Source organism: Microbacterium sp. 70-16, assembly GCF_001898315.1.
Taxonomy (GTDB): domain Bacteria; phylum Actinomycetota; class Actinomycetes; order Actinomycetales; family Microbacteriaceae; genus Microbacterium.
Genome location: NZ_MKTQ01000022.1, coordinates 1 through 25379, shown reverse-complemented (window position 1 = coordinate 25379; position 25379 = coordinate 1). Strand labels below are relative to the sequence as shown.

Annotated in this window: 23 protein-coding genes and 2 tRNA genes; 14 read left to right on the top strand and 11 right to left on the bottom strand. The window is 67.5% G+C overall.

What is annotated here, in order from left to right; genetic code table 11:
- Positions 1-71: 71 nt before the first annotated feature.
- The gene (locus tag BGO46_RS10270) at positions 72-1724 is read right to left on the bottom strand and encodes a class I SAM-dependent methyltransferase (RefSeq protein ID WP_292678745.1); all 1653 of its coding nucleotides are present in this window, start codon (positions 1722-1724) and stop codon (positions 72-74) included.
- Between the two features lie 129 nt (positions 1725-1853).
- On the opposite strand from BGO46_RS10270, the gene BGO46_RS10265 reads away from it, so the two are divergent.
- From BGO46_RS10265 to trxA, 4 genes are all read left to right on the top strand, one after another.
- Positions 1854-4025 carry a DUF6049 family protein gene (locus tag BGO46_RS10265; RefSeq protein ID WP_292678748.1) on the top strand — a complete coding sequence of 724 codons (2172 nt, stop codon included), beginning with the start codon at positions 1854-1856 and terminating at the stop codon, positions 4023-4025.
- Positions 4018-5619, top strand: a complete 1602-nt coding sequence (gene murJ, locus BGO46_RS10260; RefSeq protein ID WP_292678751.1) for a murein biosynthesis integral membrane protein MurJ — start codon at positions 4018-4020, stop codon at positions 5617-5619. The genes BGO46_RS10265 and murJ overlap by 8 nt, the downstream gene beginning before the upstream one ends.
- A 97-nt stretch (positions 5620-5716) precedes the next feature.
- Positions 5717-6700: a thioredoxin-disulfide reductase gene (gene trxB / locus BGO46_RS10255; protein WP_292678754.1), complete on the top strand. Its 984-nt coding sequence runs from the start codon at positions 5717-5719 to the stop codon at positions 6698-6700.
- A 125-nt stretch (positions 6701-6825) separates the two neighbouring features.
- On the top strand, positions 6826-7149 hold the full coding sequence (gene trxA, locus BGO46_RS10250) for a thioredoxin (RefSeq protein ID WP_292678758.1): 324 nt from the start codon (positions 6826-6828) through the stop codon (positions 7147-7149).
- Positions 7150-7176: 27 nt separating this feature from the next.
- Here the strand turns inward: trxA and BGO46_RS10245 are convergent, their stop codons facing one another.
- The 10 genes from BGO46_RS10245 to rpmH form a co-directional block, all read right to left on the bottom strand.
- Positions 7177-7518: a tryptophan synthase subunit alpha gene (locus BGO46_RS10245; protein ID WP_292678762.1), complete on the bottom strand. Its 342-nt coding sequence runs from the start codon at positions 7516-7518 to the stop codon at positions 7177-7179.
- Positions 7519-7546: 28 nt separating this feature from the next.
- On the bottom strand, positions 7547-8587 hold the full coding sequence (locus tag BGO46_RS10240; protein ID WP_292678764.1) for a ParB/RepB/Spo0J family partition protein: 1041 nt from the start codon (positions 8585-8587) through the stop codon (positions 7547-7549).
- Positions 8587-9522 carry a ParA family protein gene (locus BGO46_RS10235; protein WP_292678766.1) on the bottom strand — a complete coding sequence of 312 codons (936 nt, stop codon included), beginning with the start codon at positions 9520-9522 and terminating at the stop codon, positions 8587-8589. Before BGO46_RS10235 ends, BGO46_RS10240 begins: the two co-directional genes overlap by 1 nt.
- Before the next feature lie 511 nt (positions 9523-10033).
- Complete coding sequence (locus tag BGO46_RS10230; RefSeq protein WP_292678768.1) at positions 10034-10354, bottom strand: GIY-YIG nuclease family protein; 321 nt, start codon at positions 10352-10354, stop codon at positions 10034-10036.
- 438 nt (positions 10355-10792) lie between these two features.
- The gene (gene rsmG, locus BGO46_RS10225) at positions 10793-11419 is read right to left on the bottom strand and encodes a 16S rRNA (guanine(527)-N(7))-methyltransferase RsmG (protein ID WP_292678770.1); all 627 of its coding nucleotides are present in this window, start codon (positions 11417-11419) and stop codon (positions 10793-10795) included.
- Positions 11420-11476: 57 nt separating this feature from the next.
- Positions 11477-11980 (bottom strand): R3H domain-containing nucleic acid-binding protein, encoded by a 504-nt coding sequence (locus BGO46_RS10220; RefSeq protein ID WP_292678773.1) that lies wholly within the window; start codon positions 11978-11980, stop codon positions 11477-11479.
- 11 nt (positions 11981-11991) lie between these two features.
- A complete protein-coding gene (gene yidC / locus BGO46_RS10215; RefSeq protein ID WP_292678776.1) occupies positions 11992-13071 on the bottom strand; it encodes a membrane protein insertase YidC in 1080 nt (359 codons plus the stop codon).
- 3 nt (positions 13072-13074) lie between these two features.
- On the bottom strand, positions 13075-13461 hold the full coding sequence (yidD, locus tag BGO46_RS10210) for a membrane protein insertion efficiency factor YidD (protein ID WP_292678779.1): 387 nt from the start codon (positions 13459-13461) through the stop codon (positions 13075-13077).
- The gene (gene rnpA, locus BGO46_RS10205; RefSeq protein WP_292678781.1) at positions 13458-13796 is read right to left on the bottom strand and encodes a ribonuclease P protein component; all 339 of its coding nucleotides are present in this window, start codon (positions 13794-13796) and stop codon (positions 13458-13460) included. Before rnpA ends, yidD begins: the two co-directional genes overlap by 4 nt.
- A 9-nt stretch (positions 13797-13805) precedes the next feature.
- A complete protein-coding gene (gene rpmH / locus BGO46_RS10200) occupies positions 13806-13943 on the bottom strand; it encodes a 50S ribosomal protein L34 (RefSeq protein ID WP_005054680.1) in 138 nt (45 codons plus the stop codon).
- Positions 13944-14278: 335 nt separating this feature from the next.
- On the opposite strand from rpmH, the gene dnaA reads away from it, so the two are divergent.
- The 10 genes from dnaA (at position 14279) to BGO46_RS10150 (ending at position 25278) form a co-directional block, all read left to right on the top strand.
- Complete coding sequence (gene dnaA, locus BGO46_RS10195) at positions 14279-15715, top strand: chromosomal replication initiator protein DnaA (protein WP_292678783.1); 1437 nt, start codon at positions 14279-14281, stop codon at positions 15713-15715.
- A 442-nt stretch (positions 15716-16157) separates the two neighbouring features.
- Positions 16158-17300 carry a DNA polymerase III subunit beta gene (dnaN, locus tag BGO46_RS10190; protein ID WP_292678785.1) on the top strand — a complete coding sequence of 381 codons (1143 nt, stop codon included), beginning with the start codon at positions 16158-16160 and terminating at the stop codon, positions 17298-17300.
- 151 nt (positions 17301-17451) lie between these two features.
- Complete coding sequence (gene recF, locus BGO46_RS10185; RefSeq protein ID WP_292678787.1) at positions 17452-18663, top strand: DNA replication/repair protein RecF; 1212 nt, start codon at positions 17452-17454, stop codon at positions 18661-18663.
- Positions 18656-19150: a DciA family protein gene (locus tag BGO46_RS10180; protein WP_292678788.1), complete on the top strand. Its 495-nt coding sequence runs from the start codon at positions 18656-18658 to the stop codon at positions 19148-19150. The genes recF and BGO46_RS10180 overlap by 8 nt, the downstream gene beginning before the upstream one ends.
- A 124-nt stretch (positions 19151-19274) precedes the next feature.
- The gene (gyrB, locus tag BGO46_RS10175; protein ID WP_292678789.1) at positions 19275-21323 is read left to right on the top strand and encodes a DNA topoisomerase (ATP-hydrolyzing) subunit B; all 2049 of its coding nucleotides are present in this window, start codon (positions 19275-19277) and stop codon (positions 21321-21323) included.
- A 68-nt stretch (positions 21324-21391) separates the two neighbouring features.
- Positions 21392-23980: a DNA gyrase subunit A gene (gyrA, locus tag BGO46_RS10170; RefSeq protein WP_292897947.1), complete on the top strand. Its 2589-nt coding sequence runs from the start codon at positions 21392-21394 to the stop codon at positions 23978-23980.
- Positions 23977-24378, top strand: a complete 402-nt coding sequence (locus BGO46_RS10165; protein ID WP_292678795.1) for a DUF3566 domain-containing protein — start codon at positions 23977-23979, stop codon at positions 24376-24378. Before gyrA ends, BGO46_RS10165 begins: the two co-directional genes overlap by 4 nt.
- 197 nt (positions 24379-24575) lie before the next feature.
- Positions 24576-24652 (top strand) — tRNA-Ile (locus tag BGO46_RS10160).
- A gap of 10 nt (positions 24653-24662) precedes the next feature.
- Positions 24663-24735, top strand: a tRNA-Ala gene (locus tag BGO46_RS10155).
- 93 nt (positions 24736-24828) lie between these two features.
- A complete protein-coding gene (locus tag BGO46_RS10150) occupies positions 24829-25278 on the top strand; it encodes an isocitrate lyase/phosphoenolpyruvate mutase family protein (RefSeq protein WP_292678797.1) in 450 nt (149 codons plus the stop codon).
- The last annotated feature ends 101 nt before the right edge of the window (positions 25279-25379 follow it).

Here is a 25379-nt window from a genome sequence, read left to right as displayed (position 1 = left end):
AGCCTACTTGGCGGGTGGTTGCGGCGTTCTCGCTGCGTTCGCGGGTGCCCCGGCGATGGCGCCACGCTGGCTCAACGACGCGGCAGGGTGAGGAACCCGGTGAAGACGAGCTCGCGCACGCGCGGGAGCAAATCGGCGCGCAAGGCGGTGGCATCCACCTCGAGCAGTTGCGCGATGGCGTCGATCAGGGGACCGACGGCGAGGTCGCCGTCGCACGCACCGACGAGGGCGGCGAGCGCGGGGTCGACCTCGATCGTACGGGCGAGGCCTCCGCCCTGGCGCAACTCGATGACGCTGGGCGCCTCGGCGCCGGGCAGGTGGTGGCGCGCCTCGGTGACATCCCCCGCGACGGTCAGCGTCGTCGCCGCGAGCGCGGCGTCGTCGAGACCATCGATCAGGTCGGATGCCGCCAGTGCCTCGGCCACGTGGGCGCCGAGCCCCTCGCCGAGCGGCTGCGACACCCGCTCGAACCGGCGCAGCGTCGGGGTGCCGGATGCCGCGCGGCGCAGCACCAGATACCCGAAGCCGACCTCCGTGACGCCCCGCGCGGCGAAGTCGTCGAGCCACGCTTCAACGAGGGCGGCGTACCCGGGCGTGCCCGGGGCGGTGCCGCCGTCGCGCACCCACAGCTCGGCGTACGCGAGCGGGTCGAGGCGCTCGCGCTCGATGACCCAGGCATCCAGTGGCACCGGCGATGCGTCGACCCACCCGCGCACACGGTCGAGGCCGTCGACGTCGGCGCGGTACTCCCAGTTGCCGAGCAGTTGGGCCGTTCCACCCGGGGTCAGCACCTCGCCGACGCCCGTGACGAACGCGGCGACGAGGTCGTCGCCCGCGAAGCCGGCGTCGCGGTACTCGTAGGCCGGCACGTCGGCGCGCCGCGGCGTGATGACGAACGGCGGATTCGAGACGACGCGATCGAACAGCTCCCCGCGGACGGGCTCGAACAGGCTCCCCTCCCGCACCTCGATGCCGTCGACGTCGTTGAGTAGCGCGTTGAGCCGCGTGAACGCGAGCGCCCGCGCCGACACATCCGTCGCGACGACGGCATCCGCGAACCGCCGCGCGCGCAACGCCTGGATGCCACATCCCGTCCCGAGATCCAGCACGCGCCCCGCCGACGTCGGCAGCTGCAGACCCGCGAGAGTGAGGGATGCCCCTCCTACTCCCAGCACGTGCCCCGTCGGCAGCGCACCGCCGAGGGCAGCCTCGTCGAGGTCGCTCGCGACCCACCAGTCGCCGCCGGTCGCACCGGTGCTGGTGCCGGCACCGGCGTCAGGCGCCGCGCCGGCACCACCGGCCGCGACCGAGCCGCGCACACCGCCCACGCCGCCCGCATCGACGAAGTCCTGCGGGCGCACGAGCGCCTGCGGCACGACATCCGCCCCGTCGATCGTCGCGAGTCCCAGCGCGACCAGTCCCGCGGAACCCACGGTCGGCAGCGCCGCGTCGACGGATGCCCCGGGCGTGCGCACCCCGAGAAACAGCAGCCGCGCCAGAACCGCCGCCGCATCCGGCACGACCTGCGACCCCGCCGCCCGAGCCGCCTCAGCGGCCTGCGCCGCAAGCGCGGCGAGCGCCGGCCCGTGCAACCCGTGGCCGACCGCCTCATCGGCGAGTGGTCCCCACGCGGCGCGCACGGCATCGGCGGTGTATCCGGCGTCACGCAGGTCGGCGCGCAGCGCCGCGCACAGCGCGGGATCGGGGTTCAGGTCGGCGGTCACCGGGGCATCCCATCGTCGTTCGTCCCCCGCTTTCGTGCTCGCGCGGCCCGTCTCGGGCTGCGCTCAGGGGTGTCACCCTAGAATCGCACCTGTCTGTGCGGCGTGAATCGCACAGAGTCGATTCCCGCCATGACGCACAGATCCCTCGCCCTCGCGCGCCACCCGCGCCGCCACCGGCTCGGCCGGCTCGCCGCGGCGCTGACGGCTGTCGCCGCGCTTGTGCTGGGTGCGCCCGCCGGTGCCTGGGCTGTCGACGGCCCGCCCGAGACGCTGCCGGTGACGTTCACGATGGCGCCGCACGACCGCGGCATCGTGACAGCCGACCAGCCGGTGACCATCACGACGACGGTGCACAATCCCTCGGAATCGACGATCGCGTCGCGTGCGCTGAAGATCACGACCTCGAGCACGCCGCTGGCCACGAGATCTGAGCTGGATGCCTGGTTCGACACCCCCGGTGGCGATGCGACGCGCACCGAGCGGACGATCTCCGAGACCACGCTGCCGGGTGTCGCCGGCCACGGCACGGCCGTCGTCGACATGTCGATCGACGCGGCGACGCTGGCAGATCTCGGCGCCGGCGTGTACCCGCTGCGCGCCGACTACGCCGGCCCGCAGGGCACCCTGTCGGCCTTCAGCGTGCTCGTCGTGTCGGGCGAACCCGGCACCGGCGAGCTCGGCGTCATCGTGCCGATCACGGCGCCTGCGCTCGGGACGGGGCTGCTGGATGCCTCGCAGCTCGCGACTCTCACCGCCTCCGGCGGAGCCCTGCGTGCCCGGCTCGACGCCGTCACCGGCACGTCGGCGATCCTCGCGGTGGACCCCGCGATCGTCGCGGCGATCCGCGTGCTCGGGTCGTCTGCACCCGCGACGGCCGTGCGCTGGCTCGACGACCTGATGACGCTGCCGAACAGTCGGTTCGCCCTGCAGTTCGGCGACGCCGACCTGGCGACGCAGATCGGCGCGGGGCTGAGTGATCCGCTCACCGTCGCGACGCTCGACCCCTATCTGTCGTCGAGCGAGAGCACCGCGACGCCCACCCCCGCGCCGACCGCGACCGACGCCGCGACCGAACAGACGACTCTCGAGCGGATGACCGATGTGCGCGCCGCACCGGGAAGCGTGTTCTGGCCCGCGACCGGCACGGCCGGCGGCGAGGTGGTCGCAGCCCTCGGCAGCCTCACCACCGATGACGTGCCGTCGATCACGCTGCTCGACTCGAGTGCCGTCGCCTCGGATGCCCCCGCCGCCTGGGCGACCGCGGGCGACGCCCGGGTGCTCGTCTACGACGCCGCGGCTTCGTCCGCCCTCGGCGTTGCGGCGGCCAGCACCGACGTCGTCACCCGCTACGGAGCACTGGCCGAGGCATCCGCCTATGCAGCCCTCGCGACGACGGACCATCCCGATGCGACCCTTGTCGTCGCCGTCGACCGGTCGGGTACGGGGTCGGCGGCCTCCATCGCGGCGACGGTCGCTGCCGCGACGAGCCTGTCCGGCCGCACAGCGACCGACCTGGCCGCACTCACGTCGGGCACCGCGTCGGCGATCTCGCTCAAGAGCGTGCCGGCTGACGCCGCGCGCGTCGACCAGCTCAACGCGCTGCTGTCGGACGAGGTCACGCTCACGAGCTTCGCGACGATCCTCGCCGACCCGGCCGTGCTAACCGTCCCCGAGCGCGCCTCGATCCTGCAACTGCTCGGCAACGGCTGGCGCAGCGACACGACCGGTGCGGCGGATGCCTTCGCCGCCCACCGGGCACAGACGCAGACGACCCTGGCATCCGTCGCCGTCGTGCAGCCCAGTGACATCACGTTCGCCGCGACGAGTGCACCGCTGCAGTTCTCCGTCCGCAACGACCTCGAGTGGCCCGTGTCGCTCGTGCTCATCACGACGCAGAACGATCCGCGCCTGATCGTGCAGAACACGACCCCCGTCGAGGCGGGTGCCGCGCAGATCACCCGCGTGCAGGTGCCCGTCGAGGCGCGCGTCGGCAGCGGCGAGTCGTCGGTCACGCTGCAGCTGCGCAGCCCCACGATGATCGCGATCGGCGACCCGGTATCGGTCCACGTCTCGGTGCGCGCCGAGTGGGAATCGGTCGGCCTCGTCGTCTTGATCGTGATCGTCGCCGGTCTGATCATCGTCGGCATCATCCGCACGGTGCGCCGGCGGCGGCGCGGCGATGTGGGGGCAGAGGCCGAGGGCACAGACGGCGGGGCGGATGCCACGGATGCCGCTGAGGAAGCCTCGGCGGATGCCTTCCTGGAATCCACCGACGTCACCGAGGAGCGCACCGATGGCTAGTCACGGCCGCGCGAGCGCCATCATCGGCGCCGGCACACTCGTCTCGCGGCTGACCGGCCTGCTGCGGTCGGTCGTCCTGGTCGCGGTGATCGGGTCGACCGCGACGCGCGCCGGCGACGCGTTCATCGTCGCGAACACGCTGCCCACGAACATCTACGAGCTGCTCGCGGCGGGCGTCATCACGGGCATCATGGTGCCCCAGATCGTCCGCGCAGCCCAGTCGCACAGCGACGGCGGCGCACGTTTCGTGTCGAAGCTGCTGACGCTCGGCACGATCGTCATGGTCGCCGCCACCGCCATCGTGATGGCCCTCGCCCCGGTGCTGATCGGCCTGTACGGCGCCAAGTTCACGCCCGACCAGCTCGCGCTCTCGATCGCTTTCGCCTACTGGTGCCTGCCGCAACTGCTGTTCTACGGGCTGTACGCGCTGATCGGCGAAGTGCTCAACGCGCGGAAGGTCTTCGGCCCCTACACGTGGGCGCCGGTGGTCAACAACGTCGTGTCGCTCGCCGGTTTCGGCGTCTTCCTGTTGCTGTTCGGCGGGCCTCTGAAGGATGTCGCGCAGTGGACGCCCGAGATGATCGCGCTCATGGGGGTCACGGCGACCGGCGGCATCGCACTGCAGGCGCTGCTGTTGCTGTTCTTCTGGAAGCGGACCGGCCTCACGTTCCGTCCCGACTTCCAGTGGCGCGGCATGGGCCTGCGCCACATGGGGCGCCTGGCCTGGTGGACGTTCCTCGCGGTGCTGGTCGGCCAGCTCGCTGCGCTCATCCAGACGCGGATCGTGTCCGCGGCATCCGGCGATGACTCCTCGATCGCGGCCCTGAACTTCGCGTGGCTGATCTTTATGCTGCCGCACTCGGTCGTGGCGATGTCGATCTCGACGTCGTACTTCACCGAGCTCAGCGAAGACGTCGCGGCGGGCCGCAGCGAGCGCGTGCACGCGAACCTCGACCAGAGCACCCGCGGACTCAGCGTGTTCGCGTTCGGTCTCATGGTCGCGATCGCGGCGGCATCCGTACCGATCGCGCGGGTGTTCACAGACGGGCCGGATGCCTCGGCATCCTTCGCGCTCGTGCTGCTCGCCTACCTCGTGGGGCTCGTGCCGTTCGGCATCCTGGTCGTGGTCCGGCGCGCGTTCTTCGCGTTCCACGACACGCGGACGCCCTTCTACTTCACCGTCGTGCAGTGTGCGCTCGCGATCGGCGGGGCGTTCCTCGCGCAGGCGGTGCTGCCGCTGTCGCTGCTGGCCGCCGGGATTGCGGTGACGCAGTCGCTGTCGATGTTCGTGCAACTGCCGGTGGCGCTGTTCCTGCTGCGTCGGCACATCGGCGATGCGCGGTTCGGTGCGACGTGGCGCGCGCTCGTGCGGTTCGCGGTCGCCGCTGTTCCGGCGGGGCTTGCCGGTTGGGGCGTGTTCGCACTCACGGGCGGCGTCGCCGGCTGGACGACGACCGGGCTGATCACCGGCCTGCTCGGCAGTGTGCTCGTGGGCGGCGTCTCGCTCGTCGTCTACGTGGCCGCGCTCGCGCTGGTCCGTGCGCCGGAGCTCGCAGCGGCGACCCGGGCGGTGCGACGGATCATCGGGCGCTGACACGCACCGCGACACCCTGGTCGCGGAATGCCCCGCGGCTACCATGGGTTGAATGCGCTGGGGCCCCGATCGGGCCTCGCGGAAGAAGGGGAATGCAGTGCGACACGTCATCATCATCGGTTCTGGCCCGGCAGGCTTCACGGCCGCCATCTACGCGGCGCGGGCGAACCTGTCGCCGCTGCTGATCGCCAGCTCGGTCGAGGCCGGCGGTGAGCTGATGAACACGACCGAGGTCGAGAACTTCCCCGGGTTCCCCGAGGGCATCATGGGGCCCGACCTCATGGCCAAGATGCAGGAGCAGGCCGAGAAGTTCGGCACCGAGGTGCTCTACGACGACGTCACGGAGCTGGATCTGTCCGGCGATGTCAAGAAGGTGACGCTCGGCAGCGGCGCATCGCACGAGGCCGAGGCGATCGTGTTCGCGACCGGGTCGGCTCCGCGCAAGATCGGCATCGCCGGCGAGCAGCGACTCTCGGGCCACGGCGTCTCGTACTGCGCGACGTGCGACGGCTTCTTCTTCCGTGAGCAGGAGATCGCGGTCATCGGCGGCGGCGACTCGGCGATGGAAGAGGCGACGTTCCTCACGAAGTTCGCGTCGAAGGTCTACGTGGTCCACCGTCGCAGCGAGCTGCGCGCCTCGAAGATCATGCAGGAGCGCGCGATCGCCAACGAGAAGATCGAGTTCGTCTGGAACAGCGAGGTCGCCGATGTTCTCGGTGAGGATGCCGTGACCGGACTCCTGCTGCGCGACACGCTCGACGGTTCGACGCGAGAACTTCCTGTGACCGGGGTTTTTGTCGCGATCGGAAACGACCCGCGCACGCACCTCGTGCACGAGCAGCTCGAGCTCACCGAGCACGGAACGGTGTGGGTCGACGGTCGGTCCTCGCGCACCTCGGTGCCGGGAGTGTTCGCCGCCGGTGACGTGGTCGACCCGACGTACCGCCAGGCGGTCACCGCCGCGGCATCCGGCACGACCGCCGCACTCGACGTCGAGCACTATCTCGCCGCGCTCGGCGACGCCGGCGCGCCGGATGCCTCCGCTAGTGAGATCGACGGCCTCGACGACGCGGCGGCCTGAGCCGCGGGCTGGCGGTCGGTTGCGGGCTGGCCGCGGAGCGCCGCCGGATGCGAGGCTGGAACAAACCGTGAGGCACGTGCGTTTGTGATGCTGACACCGATGTGTCACGACAGAAGGAGTAGGAAATGACCGCGAAGGCCACGAGTGAGAGCACCTGGCAGCAGGATGTCATCGACGCTGAAGGCCCGGTGCTGGTGGACTTCTGGGCCGCTTGGTGTGGCCCGTGTCGCATGGTCGGACCCATCCTCGACGAGATCGAGTCGGAGAACGGCGACAAGCTGACCGTCCTCAAGCTCAACGTCGATGAGAACCCGAACCTCGCGATGGAGTACCAGATCACCTCGATCCCCGCGATGAAGGTGTTCAACAAGGGTCAGGTCGAGAAGACGATCATCGGTGCGAAGCCGAAGTTCGCCCTCGAGCAGGACCTCGCCGCCTACCTCGCCTGATCTTCGGGGGTTGCCCCGGTCGCTGCGTCAGGACGCTTCCGCGCGCACGGTGGCATCCCACCGGCGGTGCGGTTCGCTACCCAGCAGACGCCACACGGCGCGCGTGAGCGCCGGGTGCTCGAGCGCGATCTGGCGCAGCACCCGGTAGTTCCGCGCCGCCGTGGGCCGCTTGCCGCCGTCGGCGGCGATGTTCTCGGCGCGCAGCGTGAGCACGACGAGTTCGTCGACGGACGGCAGATCCTCCATGAAGTCCCACGGGTCTTCGCCGTCGCGGATGCGTTCTTCGATCAAGACCGACAGCTCATCCGCGGCCTCGGCGCGCAGCAGTTCGAGGCTGGCTCGGCGCGGGAGGTTCGGGCGGTCGGTCACTCGTAAAGCCTACGCCGCCCGATTCGGCTCACAGCGCTCCGAACTCGGTTTCACCCAGTTCACCCAGGATCCGGTTGAGGTCCTGAATGGTGGCGAAATCAATGTTGATCTGGCCTTTTCTTGCCGTCAACGAGATCTTCACCTTCGTGTTCAGTCGGTCACCGAGTCGCTCGGCGACGTCGTCCAGGTGAGCCCGGCGCGCACCGGCCTTAGGTGCGATACTCGCGCGACCGCCGGCCCCCGGTGCCTTCGCGGCGGCTTCCGCGGCGCGCACAGAGAGATCCTCGTTGACGATCTTGTCGGCGAGGCGCTGCATCGCATCGACGTCGTCGAGTGACAGGATCGCGCGGGCGTGACCGGCGCTGAGAACCCCCGCCGCGACGCGCTGCTGCACGGGCACCGGCAGCTTGAGCAGACGGATCGTGTTGCTGATCTGCGGACGCGACCGGCCGATGCGGTTCGCGAGTTCCTCCTGCGTGATGCCGAAGTCCTCGAGAAGCTGCAGATAGGCGGATGCCTCTTCCAGTGGATTCAGCTGCGAGCGGTGCAGGTTCTCAAGCAGCGCATCACGGAGCAGGTCTTCGTCGGCCGTGTCGCGGACGATCGCCGGGATCGACGTGAGTCCCGCCTCGCGCGACGCGCGGGTGCGGCGCTCGCCCATGATGAGCTCGTACGCGCCGTCTTCGTTCGTGCGGACCACGACGGGCTGCAGAACGCCGAACTCTCGCACGCTGTGCACCAGCTCGGCGAGGTCGTCGGCGTCGAAGTTGGTGCGCGGCTGCCGCGGGTTCGGCACGATGTCGTGCGGGTCGATGTGGATCAGGCGCGCGCCCGGCACGGCGACGAGTTCTGGTGCCGCCTCGTCGGCTTCGGCCTTGGCATCCTCATTCAGGTCTTCCGCTTCGGGAGCGGCCGTCTGAGGAGCGTCTTCGCCTGCCGGCGGCTCGACCGTGGCGGTCGCGGTCGCGGCGCGCGCTCCCGGGAAGAACACGTCGACAGGTCGCTCAGCGCTCTCTGACGTGGGGATGAGTGCGCCGATCCCCCGGCCGAGTCCGGTTCGCTTCGCCATCAGTGCGCCTCCTCTTTCATCGCCGACTCCTGTCGGCGCACAAGTTCTACTGCAGCCTCGCGGTACGAGACCGCTCCGACCGACTGCGGGTCGTACGCGATGACCGTCTGTCCAAAGCTGGGGGCCTCGGAGACGCGGACCGATCGCGGGATCACGGTGTGCAGCACCTCGTTCGGGAAGTGCGAGCGCACCTCCTCCGCGACCTGCTGCGCGAGCCGCGTGCGGCCGTCGTACATCGTCAGCAGGATCGTCGAGAGGTGCAGTGCCGGGTTCAGGTGCTTCTGGATCATCCGGATGCTGCCGAGCAACTGGCTCAGCCCCTCGAGCGCGTAGTACTCGCACTGAATCGGGATCATGAGCTCTTCCGCCGCGGTGAACGCGTTGATGGTCAGCAGACCCAGCGACGGCGGGCAGTCGATGAAGACGAAGTCGAGGCGTTCGGTGGATGCCGCGAGGTAGTCGTCCAGGGCGGTGCGCAGGCGGTGCTCGCGGGCGACTTGTGAGACGAGTTCGATCTCGGCGCCGGCGAGGTGGATGGTGCTCGGCGCGCAGAGGAGGTTCGGCGACTCAGGGCTGGTCTGGACGATGTCGGCGAGGGGGAACTCGTCGATGAGCACATCGTAGACGCTGGGGATCTCGGCGGTGTGCGGCACTCCGAGGGCCGTCGAGGCGTTGCCCTGCGGGTCGAGATCGATGACCAGCACGCGTGCACCCAGCGACGCGAGGGCGGATGCCATGTTGACGGTCGTCGTGGTCTTGCCGACGCCGCCCTTCTGGTTCGAGATCGTCAGAACTCGCGTCTTCCCCGAGAACTCGAACGACACTGCCTCCAGCGCCTTGCGCCGCGAAGTGAGATCAGCCAACTCGCGCGCGATGGGGCTGTCGTCGATGGAGAAGGGTGCGGGAGAGGTCAGATTCTCCGATTCCGCCACCATGAACTCCTGTCTTTCTGGGACCATCCCACTGTAGTCGAGGCTCCCGACCCCCTCGTCCGTTTCACGTGAAACGTCGGTCGTTCGGGCTGGTTGTGGTTTCGATACGCCCGGCTGCGCCGGGCTACTCAACCACCGACATGCGGTCGGCCCACCCCGGCGATCGAGTGCCGGTGCGTAGCGCCGGTGTATCGAGATCACTCCGCAACCCGTTTCACGTGAAACATCACGGCTGCGGCGCGGGAGTGTGGTTTCGATACGGCGGCTTCGCCGCCTACTCAACCATCGGCTTGGGCCTCGGTGATCGAGTGCCGCGCCACAGGCGCGGTGTATCGAGATCACATCGTGAGCGTTTCACGTGAAACACCCCCGCGATGCGCGAGTGTGGTTTCGATACGCCCGGCTGCGCCGGACTACTCAACAACCGACATGCGGTCGGCCCACCCGGCGATCGAGTGCCGGTGCGTAGCGCCGGTGTATCGAGATCACGGCGCAACCCGTTTCACGTGAAACATCACGCCGCGGATGGAGGTGGATCGTCGTCGTCGCAGTCACCGCCGAAGACCTTCCGGCTGAGCGCGGGCAACTCCGACCCACGGAAGTCGATCAGTGCGCGCCGCTTGGCACGACTCCAGCCCTGAACCTGCTTCTCGCGGGCGAACGCGTCACCAACGTTGTCGAACTCCTCCTGATAGACGAGGGTGACGGGCCGGCGGCGCTTGGTGTACTCGGCGCCCTCGCCGATATTGTGCAGCCAGAGGCGGTGGTCGATGTTGCGACAGCTACCGACGTAGAACGACCCGTCGGAGCATTTGAGAATGTACATGAACGGCATGCGTCGATGGTGCCTAGTAGGCGACACCCGTGGGAGCGGCAGACGCCGATCAGTGGACAGTCTCGCCAAAGTGGTGATTGGGGAGGAGGCGGTGCGCGGCGGGTGGGGTGGTGGTTTCGATACGCCCGGCTTCGCCGGGCTACTCAACCACCGGGGGGTGGAGCGACCGTCCTACCGGTGATCGAGTGCCGGCGCGCAGCGCCGGTGCATCGAGGTCACGGGGTAAGGGTTTCACGTGAAACATCGCGCCACTCCCGCGGGGTGTGGTTTCGATACGCCCGGCTGCGCCGGGCTACTCGACCACCGACTTGCGTCCCGGTGATCGAGTGCCGGCGCGTAGCGCCGGTTTATCGAGATCACATCCCACAACCGGTGATGGTTTCGATACGGCGGCTTCGCCGCCTACTCAACCACCGGAAGGCAGCTGCGCCGGGCTACTCAACCAGCGCGAGTGGCGCGGATCACGCGGGTGGGCTCGGAGATCACGCCTTCGCCGACTATCTCGACCCGCACATCGGTGAGCTTGTACTTGCGAATGACCTTCTCGGCCGCGGTGATCTCGTTCGCTGCGTTGGAGCCCTTCAGTAGAACCAGCTCCCCGCCCGGGCGCAGCAGAGGCACAGTCAGGGGAATGAGCGTCTTCAGCGCACTGACGGCGCGAGCGGTCACGGCATCCAGCACCGGACCCTGCTTCCACTCTTCACCGCGAGCCCGCACGACCTCAACGTTGTCGAGGGCCAGGGCATCCGTCTGCTCCTGTAGCCATGCCACACGACGCTCCATCGGCTCGATGAGCACCCAGTTCACGTCGGGGCGCGCAATCGCGAGCACCAACCCGGGCAGCCCTGCTCCCGAACCGATGTCGCCCACGCGCGCATCGGCCGCGAACAGCGGCGCTGCGACGGCTGAGTTCAGGATGTGCCGCGTCCACACTCTTGCCGGCTCAAGCGGGCCGATCAGCCCTCGCTCCTCACCGTGCTCACCGAGGGCGGCGGTGAAGGCGCGAGCACGCTCGATGTGCTCGCCGAAGACGATGGATGCCTCTGCCGGCTCAGCTTCGATCATCGCGATGTTTCACGTGAAACGCGAGCACCAACGTCAGCCACAGCGTCCGCCACAACGTCAACCGCGGCGGATGACCGTGTGACGGTCAGCGCCCTCGCCGTACGACTCGGAGACGAGCCCGCGCTCAGCGACGATGTCGTGGATGAGCTTGCGCTCGTAGCTTGACATTGCGGGCAGCGACGCCTGCGACGCGCCCTCGTCCAGCCGCTCGATCGCCCTGTCGACGAGCTTCTCGAGCTGGGTCTGACGCGCGTCGCGCGACCCACCCACATCGAGGATCAGCCGCGAGAAGCGACCGGTCTGCGTCTGCACCGCAATGCGGGTCAGCTCCTGCAGCGCCTGGACAGTCTCGGGGTCGGAGAGCAGGCGCAGCGCGTCGGCATCCTCATTCTCGACCGAAACGTAGGCGCGGCCGCTACGGACGTCGAGAGCGAGGTCACCCTCGATGTCGGCGATGTCCAGCAGTCCTTCGAGGTAGTCGGCGGCGACGTCGCCCTCCTGCTCCAGCTGCTCAACGGTTGCGGAGGTGCGCTCGGTGGTCTGATCTGCGGTGTTGCTCATGATGGGCCTCGTCACGACTCGTCGGTGGGCTTGTTCTTCTGCGCCTGCTTCTTGGCGCGTTCCTTGCTCATGGGCTGCTGGCGCTTGGGCGCCTGAGCCTTCGCCTTCTCGGCCTCTTCGTACAGACGCTGCTGCTCGGCCTGGTACTTCTCCATGGGCACGACCTTGCCCTGAGCATCGAGTGCCTTGCCCCGGCGCGCGAGGCGCTCTTCACGTGCCTTGGCGGCATCAGAGCCCGGCGTCGGCAGGTTCCGGATGACGAGGAACTGCTGCACCATCGTCCAGATGTTGGACGTGAACCAGTACAGCACGACACCCAGGGGGAAGAAGACGCCCGAGAAGATGAAGGCCAGCGGCAGGACGTACAGCATGATGCGCTGCATCTGGTAGGCCTGGCCGGTCTTTGCCTCAGGGGAGAGGTTCTTCGAAATGATCTGCAGCTGTGTGAAGAACTGTGAGGCGATCATCAGGATGACGAGGATCACGAGGATTGTGACCGTCGCCGTCTGGCCCGCATTGATCGCCTCGGTCATGTTCGTGTGCAGCGGCGCTACCCCGAACAGCTGCGCATCGTAGAACTGCCTGGTCAGCTCGGCGCTCAACAGGCCCACGCCGCCAATGCCGGCTTCGGCGTGCTTCTTGACATCGCTGAGTGTGTAGAACATGCCCAGCAGAATCGGCATCTGCACGAGCAACGGCAGACAGCTCGCGACAGGCGTGGTGCCGTGCTTCTTGTACAGCGCCATCGTCTCGCGGCTCATCGCCTCGCGAGAGAGCTGATCCTTCTTACCGCGGTACTTCTCCTGAACTTTTCGCAGTTCAGGAGCGATTTCCATCATCTTGCGCTGGCTCTTGATCTGCCGCACGAATAGCGGGATCAGCGCCGAGCGCACAACGACCACGAGGCCGATGATCGAGAGCACCCAGGTCAAGCCCGCGTTCGCCTCGAGGCCGACGGTCGTGAAGATCCAGTGCCAGAACACGAGGATCGCTTCGACCGCCCACTTGAACGGCCACATGATGGTACTGAAGAGGTCGAAGCCGCCGGAGTCGGCGACCGGGCTCGGTGTCGCGGCGAGAAGATCCAGCACGGATCAGTCCTTTCTCGTCGACGCGGATGCCGCTGCACCGCGCGCAGGCGGCACCACGAATCCGTGTCGGGTCAGTTCGTGTCGGAAATTCCGATGGAGGGGAACATCGTCGATGCCGCCCTGTGCCCACGGGTGGCACCGGGCCAACCGCGCCGCGGTGAGGGCAGAACCCTTCAGCAGCCCATGCTGTTGCACAGCGCCGACCGCATAGGCCGAGCACGACGGGTAGTACTTGCAGACGTCGCCGTAGACGTGCGAAATCGTCGCCCGGTAGCCGTGCAGCAGCGCGAGTCCGAGATTGCGGGGGACCAGTGGGACAGAAGCGAGAAGGTCGGATGCCGAGAGGGTGCCGCTCCCGAGGGAGTACGACGGCAGCGTCGTGGTGCTCACGCGGCCGCCCGCCGTTGCAGACATCGGGTCACTTCGGAACGCAGTTCGGCGAAATCGGCGGATGCCGCAGACGGAAGCGCGCGAATGACGACGTCGGCGCCGGGCCGCACGTGGGGAAGCACCTCGGCACACACGGCTTTGAGCCGGCGCCGGACGGTGTTGCGGGTCACTGCTGTTCCCACCTGTTTGCTCACGATGAATCCGAACCGCGGTGGACGGTCTTCGGAAGTGGTGACGACGTAGGTCACCGTGCGCGGGCCGGAGCATCGGGAACCACCGCGGACGACGGATCTGTAGTCCGCCCCGCGGGTGATTCGGTTCCCGCGCCCCAGCACCGGGTCAGATCAGGCCGACAGCTCGGTGCGACCCTTGGCGCGGCGCGCCGACAGGATCGACCGGCCGGCACGCGTGCGCATGCGGGCGCGGAAGCCGTGCTTCTTGGCGCGGCGGCGGTTGTTGGGCTGGAACGTGCGCTTGCTCATGAGGATCACTCCGGATCGGCGGTCACCGGAATGCTCTAGGCCGGAGACACAGGTACAGGGGACTGCCCGTATGGGCATAAGTCAACCGACTAAGAATACGTCGGGATCGCCCAGACCTCAAACCGGCGCCGGTGAACAGGACATTATCCACCGCCTGTGGATAGTGAGTGGCAAGGACACGCGGAGCGGATCTACAGTGGATTTTGCTCTCGACGGGGTCGCTGACTACCGTGGCTCGGGTAGTTATCCACAGGGCTCGGGGAACCAAAGTCGGCGACCGTGCGCCCCGCTCGAGTGCACCGCTCGAGTGTTCCATCCCGAAACCTGGGGAGCCCATGTCGCAGCACGAAGTTCCGGATGTCCCGGTCTGGACCGCCGTGCTGGAGCACCTCGAGGACGATGAGCGCGTCACTCCGCAGCTGCTCGGATTCCTCAACCTCGCCGTCGCGCAGGGTGTCATGGGCGGAACGCTCTACCTCGACGTTCCCAACGAGCTCACCGCCGCGCAGCTGACCAAGCGGCTGCGCGCCCCGATCATGGAGGCGCTCGCCCACGTCGATGCGGAGCCGGCCGCAACGGCCTTCCGTGTCGTCGTCAACCCCGAACTCGCCGACGCGCACCTGACGGCGCCAATCCCGGTGCAGGGATCGGTGCCGGAATCAACGGCACCGGTCGCCCCGACGCTGGCGCGCTCTCCGCTCGAGGAGACACCCGAACCGGCATCCGTCGCCTCGCGCACCGACACCCGCCTGAACCAGAAGTACAGCTTCGACAACTTCGTCATCGGTCAGTCGAACAGGTTCGCCCACGCTGCGGCCGTCGCTGTGGCCGAAGCTCCGGCGAAGGCGTACAACCCGCTGTTCGTCTACGGCGACTCCGGCCTCGGCAAGACACACCTGCTGCACGCGATCGGCAACTACGCGATCGATCTGTTCCCCGGCATCCGCATCCGTTACGTGTCCAGCGAAGAGTTCACGAACGACTTCATCAACTCGATCGCCAACAACCGAGGTTCGGCGTTCCAGGCGCGCTATCGCGACGTGGACATCCTGCTGATCGACGACATCCAGTTCTTGCAGGGACGTCAGGAGACGCAGGAGGCGTTCTTCCACACGTTCAACACGCTGCACGATCACGACAAGCAGGTCGTCATCACCAGTGATGTGCCGCCGCGGCAGCTCACCGGGTTCGAAGACCGCATGCGCAGCCGGTTCGAGTGGGGCCTCATCACCGACGTGCAGGCGCCCGACCTCGAGACGCGCATCGCGATCCTCCGCAAGAAGGCGCAGTCCGAGCGGTTGCTCGTCCCCGACGAGGTGCTCGAGTACATCGCGACCAAGGTCTCGAGCAACATCCGCGAACTCGAGGGTGCACTCATCCGCGTCTCGGCGTTCGCGAGCCTCAACCGCTCGAGCCTCGACATCTCGCTCGCGCAGACCGTGCTGCGCGACATCGTCGACACCGATGACGCCAACGTCATCATGCCGACCGACATCATCGCCGCCACGGCGCAGTACTTCCGGCTCTCGGTCGACGACCTGTACGGCTCGAGTCGGTCGCAGTCTGTCGCGACGGCGCGCCAGATCGCAATGTACCTGTGCCGCGAGCGCACCAACCTGTCGCTGCCGAAGATCGGCCAACTGTTCGGAAACCGCGACCACACCACGGTCATGTACGCCTGCAAGAAGATCGCGCAACTCATGAAGGAAAGGCGCTCGATCTACAACCAGGTCTCCGAGATCACGACGCAGCTCGGCCGCGTCAGCCGCTGAAGCTCGACACGCCCGAGATGACGGATGCCGGCACCGCCGGCTTGACACGGATGCCCCGTGTGCCCCATCATCCGCGTTCTGCACAGTGTGGACAGGCTGTGGATAACTCCGCGACGGCGTCGAACAATTGTGAGCAGATCGACCGTGACTGTGGATGACACGTTGTGAGGCCACAGCGCCGAAGTTCCGCGCTGACACTGTCATCCGCAGCTCGCCCACAACTTACACGCGTGTGGTTTCGGCTCGCCGAGCGGGATCGCGATGGTTATCCACAGTTTCCACAGCTGTTAACACCATGACAGAGAACTATCTAGAGAAACCCGATTCGATCACCAAGTGGCGAGCGACCGCCGCAGCGGACTCGGCAACGAGAATCAACACACAGCGCACGAGCAACAGGGCACTAGCATGGGAAGGCCCTACTCGAGCCAAGGGAGCCACAGTGAAGTTCCACGTGAATCGCGACGTGTTCAGCGAGGCCGTGTCATTTGTCGTCAAGCTCCTGCCGCAGCGCAACCCGCAGCCGATCCTGGCCGGCGTGCTGATCGAGGCATCCGAAGAGGGACTCTCGCTCGCGGCGTTCGACTACGAGGCATCCGCTCGTACGACGATCGAGGCGACGGTCGATGACCCCGGCACGATCCTCGTGCACGGCCGCCTGCTGTCTGAGATCGCGAGCCGGCTGCCGAACGCCCCGATCCAGATCGAGGTCGGCGAAGACGACGGCATCGTCCTGACGTGTGGTTCGGCGCGGTTCACCCTGGCATCCATGCCGGTGCAGGAATACCCCGCGATTCCCGAGGTCTCCGGTGAGTCGGGTCTCGTCCCGGCGGAAGACTTCGCGACCGCGATCGCGCAGGTCGCCTTCGCCGCATCGCGTGACGATGTGACCCCCGTGCTCACGGGTGTGCAGCTCGAGGTCGCTGGCACGTCGCTGAGCCTGGTCGCCACCGACCGCTACCGCGTCGCGCTGCGCGAAGTCGCCTTCGATGGCGGCGGCGTCGCGACGGATGAGACGACGACGGCGCTCGTCCCCGCGCGCACGCTGACCGAGGTCGGCAAGACGTTCGCGCACTCGGGTGACATCCAGGTGTCGTTCTCGGGATCGGGTGACCGCGAGATCATCGCCTTCACCTCGGGCAACAAGACGGTCACGTCGCTGCTGATCAAGGGCAACTTCCCGCCGGTGCGGCGTCTGTTCCCCGAGCAGACCGACCACTACGCCGTCGTGAACACCGCCGACCTCGCCGAGGCCGTCCGCCGCGTGTCGCTCGTGCTCGACCGCTCGGCTCCGCTGCGGTTCACCTTCACCGAAGACGGCGTGTCGATGGATGCCTCCGGTACCGAGCAGGCCCGCGCGACCGAGTCGGTCGATGCGACCCTCGCCGGCGAAGAGGTCACGCTCGGTCTCAACCCGCAGTACCTGCTCGAGGCGCTCGGCGCCGTCAAGAGCGAGTTCGCGCGCATCACGTTCACCTCGAGCGACAATGCGAACAAGCTCAGCCCCGTGCTGATCACGCCGCAGACCTCGGGCACGCCCGAGACTTTCAAGTACCTGCTGCAGCCGAACCTGCTGTTGCGCTGACGCCGGGGTTTCGATACGCCGCCTTCGGCGGCTACTCAACCACCGGGGTGCGGGCCCCACCGCTGATCGAGTGCCGGCGCGCAGCGCCGGTGTATCGAGATCACTCCGACGCGGTCCGGTCGATGTAGGCACCGCCGCCTAGGCTGATCTGGTGATCGTGGAGCAGCTGAGTCTCGTCGACTTCCGCAACTATGCGGTCGCCGACGTGACCCTGGCATCCGGCGCGAACGTCTTCGTGGGCCGCAACGGTCAGGGCAAGACCAATCTCGCCGAGGCGATCGGCTACTTCGCGACGCTCGGCTCGCATCGCGTGTCGCAGGATGCCCCGATGGTGCGCGACGGCGCGGATGCCGCGATCGTGCGCATGCGCCTCGCCTACGGCGAACGTCGTGTCGTGCTCGAGGCGCAACTCAATCGCTCGGGCAGCAACAAGGCGCGCGTCAACGGCGCGAACGTGAAAACCGCCGAGCTTCCGCGGCACGCGCAGGTCGTGCTGTTCGCCCCGGAGGACCTGCAGATCGTGCGCTCCGATCCGTCCGCGCGCCGGCGGTTCGCCGATCAGCTGCTGATCCAGCGCGCTCCGCGCATGGCCGGCGTGCTGGCCGACTACGACCGCGTGCTCAAGCAGCGCAACGCGCTGCTGAAGTCGGCGCGCGCCCGGGGCATCCGTGGCGACGGACTCACGACGCTCGAGGTGTGGGACGACAAGCTCGTCCAGCTCGGCACCGAGGTGATCCGTGCGCGACTGGCTCTCGCCGACGAGCTCGCGATGCCCGTCGCGCAGGCGTACACCGCGATCGCGGGCGCCGATCACCGACCCGAACTGGAGTGGGCGCTGTCGATCGGGGGCGGTGACCCGGAGGATCTCGACGACACCGACGCGCAATCGCAGGCATCCGCTCGTGGCACGGCCCCAGGCGCGATCCCCGCCCCCGGCCGCGGCGCCGAAGAGATCCAGCGTCAATTCCGCGAGTCACTGACCGCGAAGCGCTCGGCCGAGCTCGACCGCGGCCTCACACTTGTCGGCCCGCACCGCGATGACCTCCTGCTGCGCGTGCGCGGACTTCCGGTGAAGGGCTACGCCTCACATGGCGAATCGTGGTCGGTCGCGCTCGCGCTGCGCCTGGCATCCGCTCAGCTGCTGCGCGCACAGTCGCAGCTGGGGGATCCGATCCTGATCCTCGACGATGTGTTCGCCGAGCTCGACACCGACCGGCGCGCGCGTCTCGCGGGTCTGGTCGAGGGTTTCGAGCAGGTGATCGTCACGGCGGCCGTCGAAGAAGACGTTCCCCTCGCGCTGCGGGCGCGCACGGTGCGTGTCGTCGCCGGCACGATCGTCGACGCGGAGGTGCCGCATGCCTGACGAGATCCCCGAGATCCCCGAGACCGTCGCGACCTACCTGCGTCTGCGCGGCCTGCCGCCGTCGGCCCGCGGTGCCCGCCGACGTCGCAAGCGCCTCGCCGAAGACGACGACAAGCAGCCGTTCATGCCCGGGCGCGAGCCCCACGGCGTCGGCGATGTGCTTGCCGACCTCACGAAGCAGGCCGGCTGGGACAGCCAGCTCGCGAAGGAAGACCTCGTGCTGCAGTGGGAAGAGGTGACCGGCGCCGAGACGGCGCGGCACGCGCATCCGGTCGCTCTTTCCGACGGGTTGCTGACCGTGCAGTGCGATTCGACGGCGTGGGCGAAGAACCTCCAGCTAATGCGCGCCGAGATCGTGACGCAGCTCATGCGACGGTTCCCGGATGCCGGTGTCGTGAACGTCCGTTTCATCGGCCCGGACGTTCCCTCCTGGAAATGGGGCCCCAGAGCCGTTCCAGGGCGCGGTCCTCGCGATACCTACGGCTGATCCACGTCCGTCGGCATCTCGACGCGTTTCAGGGCGCCACAGGGCCGTTCAGCGGGGAAATCGGCCCCGGATGGCGATAGAATGGATCGACCCTGATCTGAAGATTCTGGAGCGCTCGAAACCTATGACGTCCGTTACCCCTGACAGCGTTCCTGAAGACGACGCCACGAAGCACATCCAGCCGGCGAAGAAGGTCGAGAACGAGTACGGGGCCGACGCCATCCAGGTGCTCGAGGGCCTCGAGGCGGTGCGCAAGCGCCCCGGAATGTACATCGGCTCGACCGGTGAGCGGGGTCTGCACCACCTCGTCTACGAGATCGTCGACAACTCGGTCGATGAGGCGCTCGCGGGGTACTGCGACACGATCGACGTGACGATCCTCGAAGACGGCGCGCTGCGCGTGGTCGACAACGGCCGCGGCATCCCCGTCGATCCGCACGCGTCCGACCCCAGCAAGTCGACCGTCGAGGTCGTGCTCACGGTTCTGCACGCCGGCGGCAAGTTCGGCGGCGGCGGATATGCGGTCTCGGGCGGTCTGCACGGCGTCGGCTCGTCGGTCGTGAACGCGCTGTCGACGCGATTCGACGTCGAGATCCGCCGCCAGGGCTTCGTCTGGCGCCAGTCGTTCGCCGACGGTGGCAAGCCGCTCGCACCGCTCGCGCAGGGTGAGGTGACCGAAGAGACCGGAACGATCATCACGTTCTGGCCGGATGCCACGATCTTCGAGACCATCCACTTCGACTACGAGACGCTGCGCACGCGCTTCCAGCAGACGGCGTTCCTGAACAAGGGTCTGCGGATCAGGCTCAGCGATCTGCGCCCCGAGTCGGCCTACGTCGTCGACGGCGAAGACGGTCAGGCGATCGAGAAGCAGCCGCACGACGACTTCCTCTATGAGCGCGGCCTGGTCGACTACGTCGAGTACCTCAACAAGGTGCGCAAGGCCGAGGTCGTCAACGAAGACATCATCGAGGTCGAGTCCGAAGACACCGAGCGGCACATCTCGCTCGAGCTCGCGATGCAGTGGACGACGAGCTACACCGAGAACGTCTTCACGTTCGCGAACACGATCAACACGCATGAGGGCGGCACGCACGAAGAGGGCTTCCGCGCTGCGCTGACGACGCTCGTCAACAAGTACGCCCGCGCGAACAACCTGCTCAAAGAGAAGGACGACAACCTCACGGGTGAGGACATCCGCGAGGGCCTGACGGCGGTCATCTCGGTCAAGCTCTCCGAGCCGCAGTTCGAGGGTCAGACCAAGACCAAGCTCGGCAACACCGAGGCGAAGGCGTTCGTGCAGAAGATCGTCGGCGACCAGCTGACCGATTGGCTCGACCGCAACCCCGCGCAGGCCAAGCGCGTCATCACGAAGGCGATCGACGCGGCGACCGCACGGCTCGCGGCGCGCAAGGCGCGCGAGACCGCACGCCGCAAGAGCGTTTTCGAGTCGGCATCCATGCCCGAAAAGCTCAAGGACTGCACGAGCAAGGATCCCTCGATCAGCGAGATCTTCCTCGTCGAGGGTGACTCGGCCGGCGGTTCGGCGGTGTCGGGTCGTGACCCCGAGCGGCAGGCGATCCTGTCGCTGCGCGGCAAGATCCTCAACGTCGAGAAGGCGCGGCTCGACCGTGCGCTCGGCAACGCCGAGATCCAGGCGATGATCCAGGCCTTCGGCACGGGTATCGGCGAGGACTTCGATGTCGCCAAGGCGCGCTATCACAAGATCGTGCTGATGGCGGATGCCGATGTCGACGGCCAGCACATCACGACGCTGCTGCTGACGCTGCTGTTCCGCTACATGCGCGGACTCATCGAGGCCGGCTACGTCTACCTCGCGATGCCGCCGCTGTTCCGCCTCAAGTGGAGCAACTCGCCGCACGAGTACGTGTACAGCGACCGCGAACGCGACGCGCTGCTGGCCGCCGGGGCCGAAGCAGGCAAGCGCCTGCCCAAGGAAGGCGTGCAGCGCTACAAGGGTCTCGGCGAGATGAACGCCAAGGAGCTGTGGGAGACCACGATGGACCCCGACACCCGGACGCTGCGTCAGGTGACGATCGACGACGCCGCCGCGGCCGACGAGATCTTCTCGGTGCTGATGGGCGAAGACGTCGAGTCGCGCCGCAGCTTCATCCAGCGCAACGCGAAAGACGTCCGCTTCCTCGATATTTGACGACGCCGTGATCTCGCTACACCGCGGCTGCGCCGCGGCACTCGATCACCGGATGCAAAGGCACACACATGACTGACGACGAACGCCCCGATCCGACCGCCGGGTACAACCACGGCAACATCGATCAGGTCGACCTGCAGGTCGAGATGCAGCGCAGCTACCTCGACTACGCGATGAGCGTCATCGTCGGGCGCGCGCTGCCCGACGTGCGCGACGGGCTCAAGCCCGTGCACCGCCGCGTGATCTACGGCATGTTCGACGGCGGGTACCGGCCCGACCGCGGTTTCAACAAGTGTGCGCGCATCGTCGGCGATGTCATGGGTCAGTTCCACCCACACGGCGACAGCGCGATCTACGACGCGCTCGTGCGTCTCGTGCAGCCGTGGTCGCTGCGGTATCCGCTGGCCGAGGGCCAGGGCAACTTCGGCACCCCGGGCAACATGGGTGCCGCCGCTTCGCGGTACACCGAGACCAAGATGGCGCCGCTCGCGATGGAGATGGTGCGCGACATCGACGAGGACACCGTCGATTTCGAGCCCAACTACGACGGCAAGACGCAAGAGCCGACCGTTCTGCCGGCGCGGTTCCCGAACCTGCTGGTGAACGGCTCGGTGGGTATCGCCGTCGGCATGGCGACCAACATCCCGCCGCACAACCTGCGCGAGGTCGCCGATGGTGCCCTGTGGGCGCTCGAGCACCCCGAGGCATCCCGCGAAGAGCTTCTCGACGCGCTCATGGCGCGCATTCCCGGCCCCGACTTCCCGACCGGTGCGCAGATCCTCGGCACGAAGGGCATCCGCGAAGCGCAGCGCACGGGGCGCGGGTCGATCACGATGCGCTCGGTCGTGAACGTCGAAGAGATCCACGGTCGCACGTGCCTCGTCGTCACCGAGCTGCCGTATCAGGTGAACCCCGACAACGTCGCGGCGAAGATCCGCGACCTCGCGCGCGACGGCAAGCTGTCGGGCATCGCCGACATCCGCGACGAGACGAGTGATCGCACCGGTCAGCGCCTCGTGATCGTGCTGAAGCGGGATGCCGTTGCGAAGGTCGTGCTCAACAACCTGTACAAGCACACGCAGCTGCAGGAGAACTTCGGCGCGAACATGCTCGCGATCGTCGACGGCGTGCCGCGCACGCTCGCACTCGACGGGTTCGTCTCGTACTGGATCGAGCACCAGGTCGAGGTCATCGTCCGGCGCACGCAGTACCGCCTGCGCGAGGCCGAGAAGCGCATGCACATCCTGCGCGGATACCTCAAGGCGCTCGACGCGCTCGACGAGGTCATCGCGCTGATCCGCGCGTCGGCGACCGCCGACGACGCGCGCGAGGGCCTGAAGGCGCTGCTTGAGATCGACGACGATCAGGCCGACGCGATCCTGACGATGCAGCTGCGTCGCCTCGCCGCGATGGAGCGTCAGAAGATCATCGACGAGGCGAACGAGCTCGAGCTGAAGATCGCTGACCTCAACGACATCCTCGCGACGCCCGGGCGCCAGCGCACGATCATCGCCGACGAGCTGACCGGCATCGTCGACAAGTTCGGCGACGAGCGTCGCACGCACATCCTGCACGGATTCGACGGCGACATGTCGATGGAAGACCTCATCCCCGAAGAGGAGATGGTCGTCACCGTCACGCGCGAGGGCTACATCAAGCGCACGCGCAGCGACAACTACCGATCGCAGCACCGCGGTGGCAAGGGCGTCAAGGGTGCGCAGCTGCGGGCCGATGACGTCGTCGAGCACTTCTTCGTGACGACGACGCACCACTGGTTGCTGTTCTTCACGACGAAGGGTCGTGTCTACCGCTGCAAGGCGTACGAGGTTCCCGAGGCGGGGCGGGATGCCAAGGGTCAGCACGTCGCGAATCTGCTTGCGCTGCAGCCGGGTGAGCAGATCGCGCAGATGCTCGACATCCGCGACTACAAGGTCGCGACCCACCTCGTGCTCGCGACGCGCGACGGCAAGGTCAAGAAGACTTTCCTCAGCGAGTACGACACGAACCGTCAGGGCGGGATCATCGCGATCCGCCTGCGCGGGCAGGATGAGGAAGAGGGCGGCGACGAGCTCGTCAGCGCACTGCTCGTCGATGACACCGACGACATCCTGCTGATCTCGCACCACGGCATGTCGCTGCGGTTCACCGCGACCGACGACTCGCTGCGTCCGATGGGTCGCGCGACCGAGGGTGTGAAGGGCATGAGCTTCCGCGAGGGCGATTCGCTGCTCTCGGCATCCGTCGCCCGTGATGATGAGTACGTGTTCGTGGTGACCGAGGGCGGGTACGCCAAGCGCACGAAGGTGGCCGAATATCGGTTGCAGGGGCGTGGCGGACTGGGCATCAAGGTGGCCAAGCTGAACGAGGATCGCGGTGATCTCGCGGGCGGTCTGATCGTCTCTGAGGACGACGAGGTCTTGGTGGTTCTTGCCAGCGGCAAGGTGGTACGCTCTGCCGTGGCCGAGGTCCCCGCCAAGGGTCGCGACACGATGGGTGTCGTGTTCGCCCGCCCCGATGACGACGATCGCATCCTCGCGATCGCCCGCAATTCGGAGCGGACCCTGGGACAGGCTTCCGAATCCGAGGAGCCCGCCACACCCGCCGCCGCAGACGAGAACCCGTCCGCGAGCCCCGAAGAGAGTGACCCCGACGCATGAGCACGGTAGCCGACAAGCTGGCCAGGAAGTCGTCCAGCAAGACCAGCGCGAAGCAGGTGCGCCTGCGCCTCGTGTACGTGGACTTCTGGTCTGCAGTGAAGCTGTCGTTCCTGGCAGCTGTGGCGCTGGCGATCGTGACGATCGTCGCGAGCTTCCTCGTGTTCATGGTGCTGCAGACGACCGGCATGATCGGTCGCCTCGACGAGCTGTTCAAGGCGTTCGACGACAACTTCACGCTGAGTGACTACGTCGGCCTGTCGCAGGTGATGGCGTTCTCGGCGATCGTGGCGATCTTGAACCTCATCGTCGTGACGGTGCTGGGCGCTGTCGTCGCCGGCATCTACAACCTGATGGTCAAGGTCACCGGCGGCCTGCTCGTCGGCTTCACCTCGAACTGACGGCGAGGCGGGCGGCTCGCCGGCGCCCGGTGATCGAGTGCCCGCCGCGTAGCGGACCCCCGGAGGGTGCCGGTGATCGAGTGCCCGCCGCGCAGCGGCGGGCGTATCGAGATCCCTCCCGACCAGCACGATTTCTAGATCTCCCGATAATCGGGTAAAGTCTTGGAGGTTGACGGCGGTAACGCCGACCTCCGGACGGGGCTATAGCTCAGGCGGTTAGAGCGCTTCACTGATAATGAAGAGGTCCCAGGTTCAAGTCCTGGTAGCCCCACCATTTCCCGTCCGGGGCCTTAGCTCAGTTGGTAGAGCGCCTGCTTTGCAAGCAGGATGTCAGGAGTTCGAATCTCCTAGGCTCCACATTTTCCGTCGCTCGCTGGTCGTTTGAACCGGCGCCGCCGCGTGCCGCACTTCCTCTTGACGAGAGGCATCCTCGCGTCTACGACGGTAGCCATGAGCACCGACACGCGCGCCGAACGGGCCGCGACCTTCCTCGCGCTGCACGAGCGCGGGTTCGTTCTGCCGAACGTGTGGGATGCCGGTGGCGCGCGCATCCTCGCGTCGATCGGGTTCCCCGCGATCGCGACGACCAGTGCGGGCATTGCGTGGGCGGCGGGCGTCCGCGACGGCGGCCTCATCGACCGCGACGAGATGCTCGCTCATGTCGCGGCGATCGTCGCGGCGGTCGATGTGCCGGTGACCGCCGACCTCGAGGCCGGCTACGGCGACCAGCCTGAGGACGTCGCCGAGACGGTCGCCCGCGCCGTCGCGATCGGAGTCGTCGGGGCCAACATCGAGGACGCCGCCGACGGCCGGCTCTTCGACATCGACGTCGCGACGGATCGCATCGCGGCCGCGCGGTCCGCCGCGCCGCGCGGCACATTCGTGGCTCTTCGCAGTTGAGGGTGTAGTCGAGGGTCGGCGGCTGGTTCGCGGATAGACGTCGAGGTCTTCCAGGATGGAAGTTCTCACACTGCCCATCTGCCGGAAGACCTCGACTTGCA

Coding starts and splice junctions, on each gene's coding strand:
- BGO46_RS10240 (WP_292678764.1), bottom strand. CDS start 8,587: ATGGCGAAGCGAACCGGACTCGGCCGGGGGATCGGCGCACTCATCCCC.
- rpmH (WP_005054680.1), bottom strand. CDS start 13,943: ATGAGCAAGCGCACGTTCCAGCCCAACAACCGCCGCCGCGCCAAGAAG.
- dnaA (WP_292678783.1), top strand. CDS start 14,279: ATGTCGCAGCACGAAGTTCCGGATGTCCCGGTCTGGACCGCCGTGCTG.
- rsmG (WP_292678770.1), bottom strand. CDS start 11,419: ATGATCGAAGCTGAGCCGGCAGAGGCATCCATCGTCTTCGGCGAGCAC.
- gyrB (WP_292678789.1), top strand. CDS start 19,275: ATGACGTCCGTTACCCCTGACAGCGTTCCTGAAGACGACGCCACGAAG.
- BGO46_RS10230 (WP_292678768.1), bottom strand. CDS start 10,354: ATGCCGTTCATGTACATTCTCAAATGCTCCGACGGGTCGTTCTACGTC.
- BGO46_RS10220 (WP_292678773.1), bottom strand. CDS start 11,980: ATGAGCAACACCGCAGATCAGACCACCGAGCGCACCTCCGCAACCGTT.
- BGO46_RS10235 (WP_292678766.1), bottom strand. CDS start 9,522: ATGGTGGCGGAATCGGAGAATCTGACCTCTCCCGCACCCTTCTCCATC.
- BGO46_RS10265 (WP_292678748.1), top strand. CDS start 1,854: ATGACGCACAGATCCCTCGCCCTCGCGCGCCACCCGCGCCGCCACCGG.
- BGO46_RS10165 (WP_292678795.1), top strand. CDS start 23,977: ATGAGCACGGTAGCCGACAAGCTGGCCAGGAAGTCGTCCAGCAAGACC.
- BGO46_RS10150 (WP_292678797.1), top strand. CDS start 24,829: ATGAGCACCGACACGCGCGCCGAACGGGCCGCGACCTTCCTCGCGCTG.
- trxA (WP_292678758.1), top strand. CDS start 6,826: ATGACCGCGAAGGCCACGAGTGAGAGCACCTGGCAGCAGGATGTCATC.
- BGO46_RS10180 (WP_292678788.1), top strand. CDS start 18,656: ATGCCTGACGAGATCCCCGAGATCCCCGAGACCGTCGCGACCTACCTG.
- gyrA (WP_292897947.1), top strand. CDS start 21,392: ATGACTGACGACGAACGCCCCGATCCGACCGCCGGGTACAACCACGGC.
- murJ (WP_292678751.1), top strand. CDS start 4,018: ATGGCTAGTCACGGCCGCGCGAGCGCCATCATCGGCGCCGGCACACTC.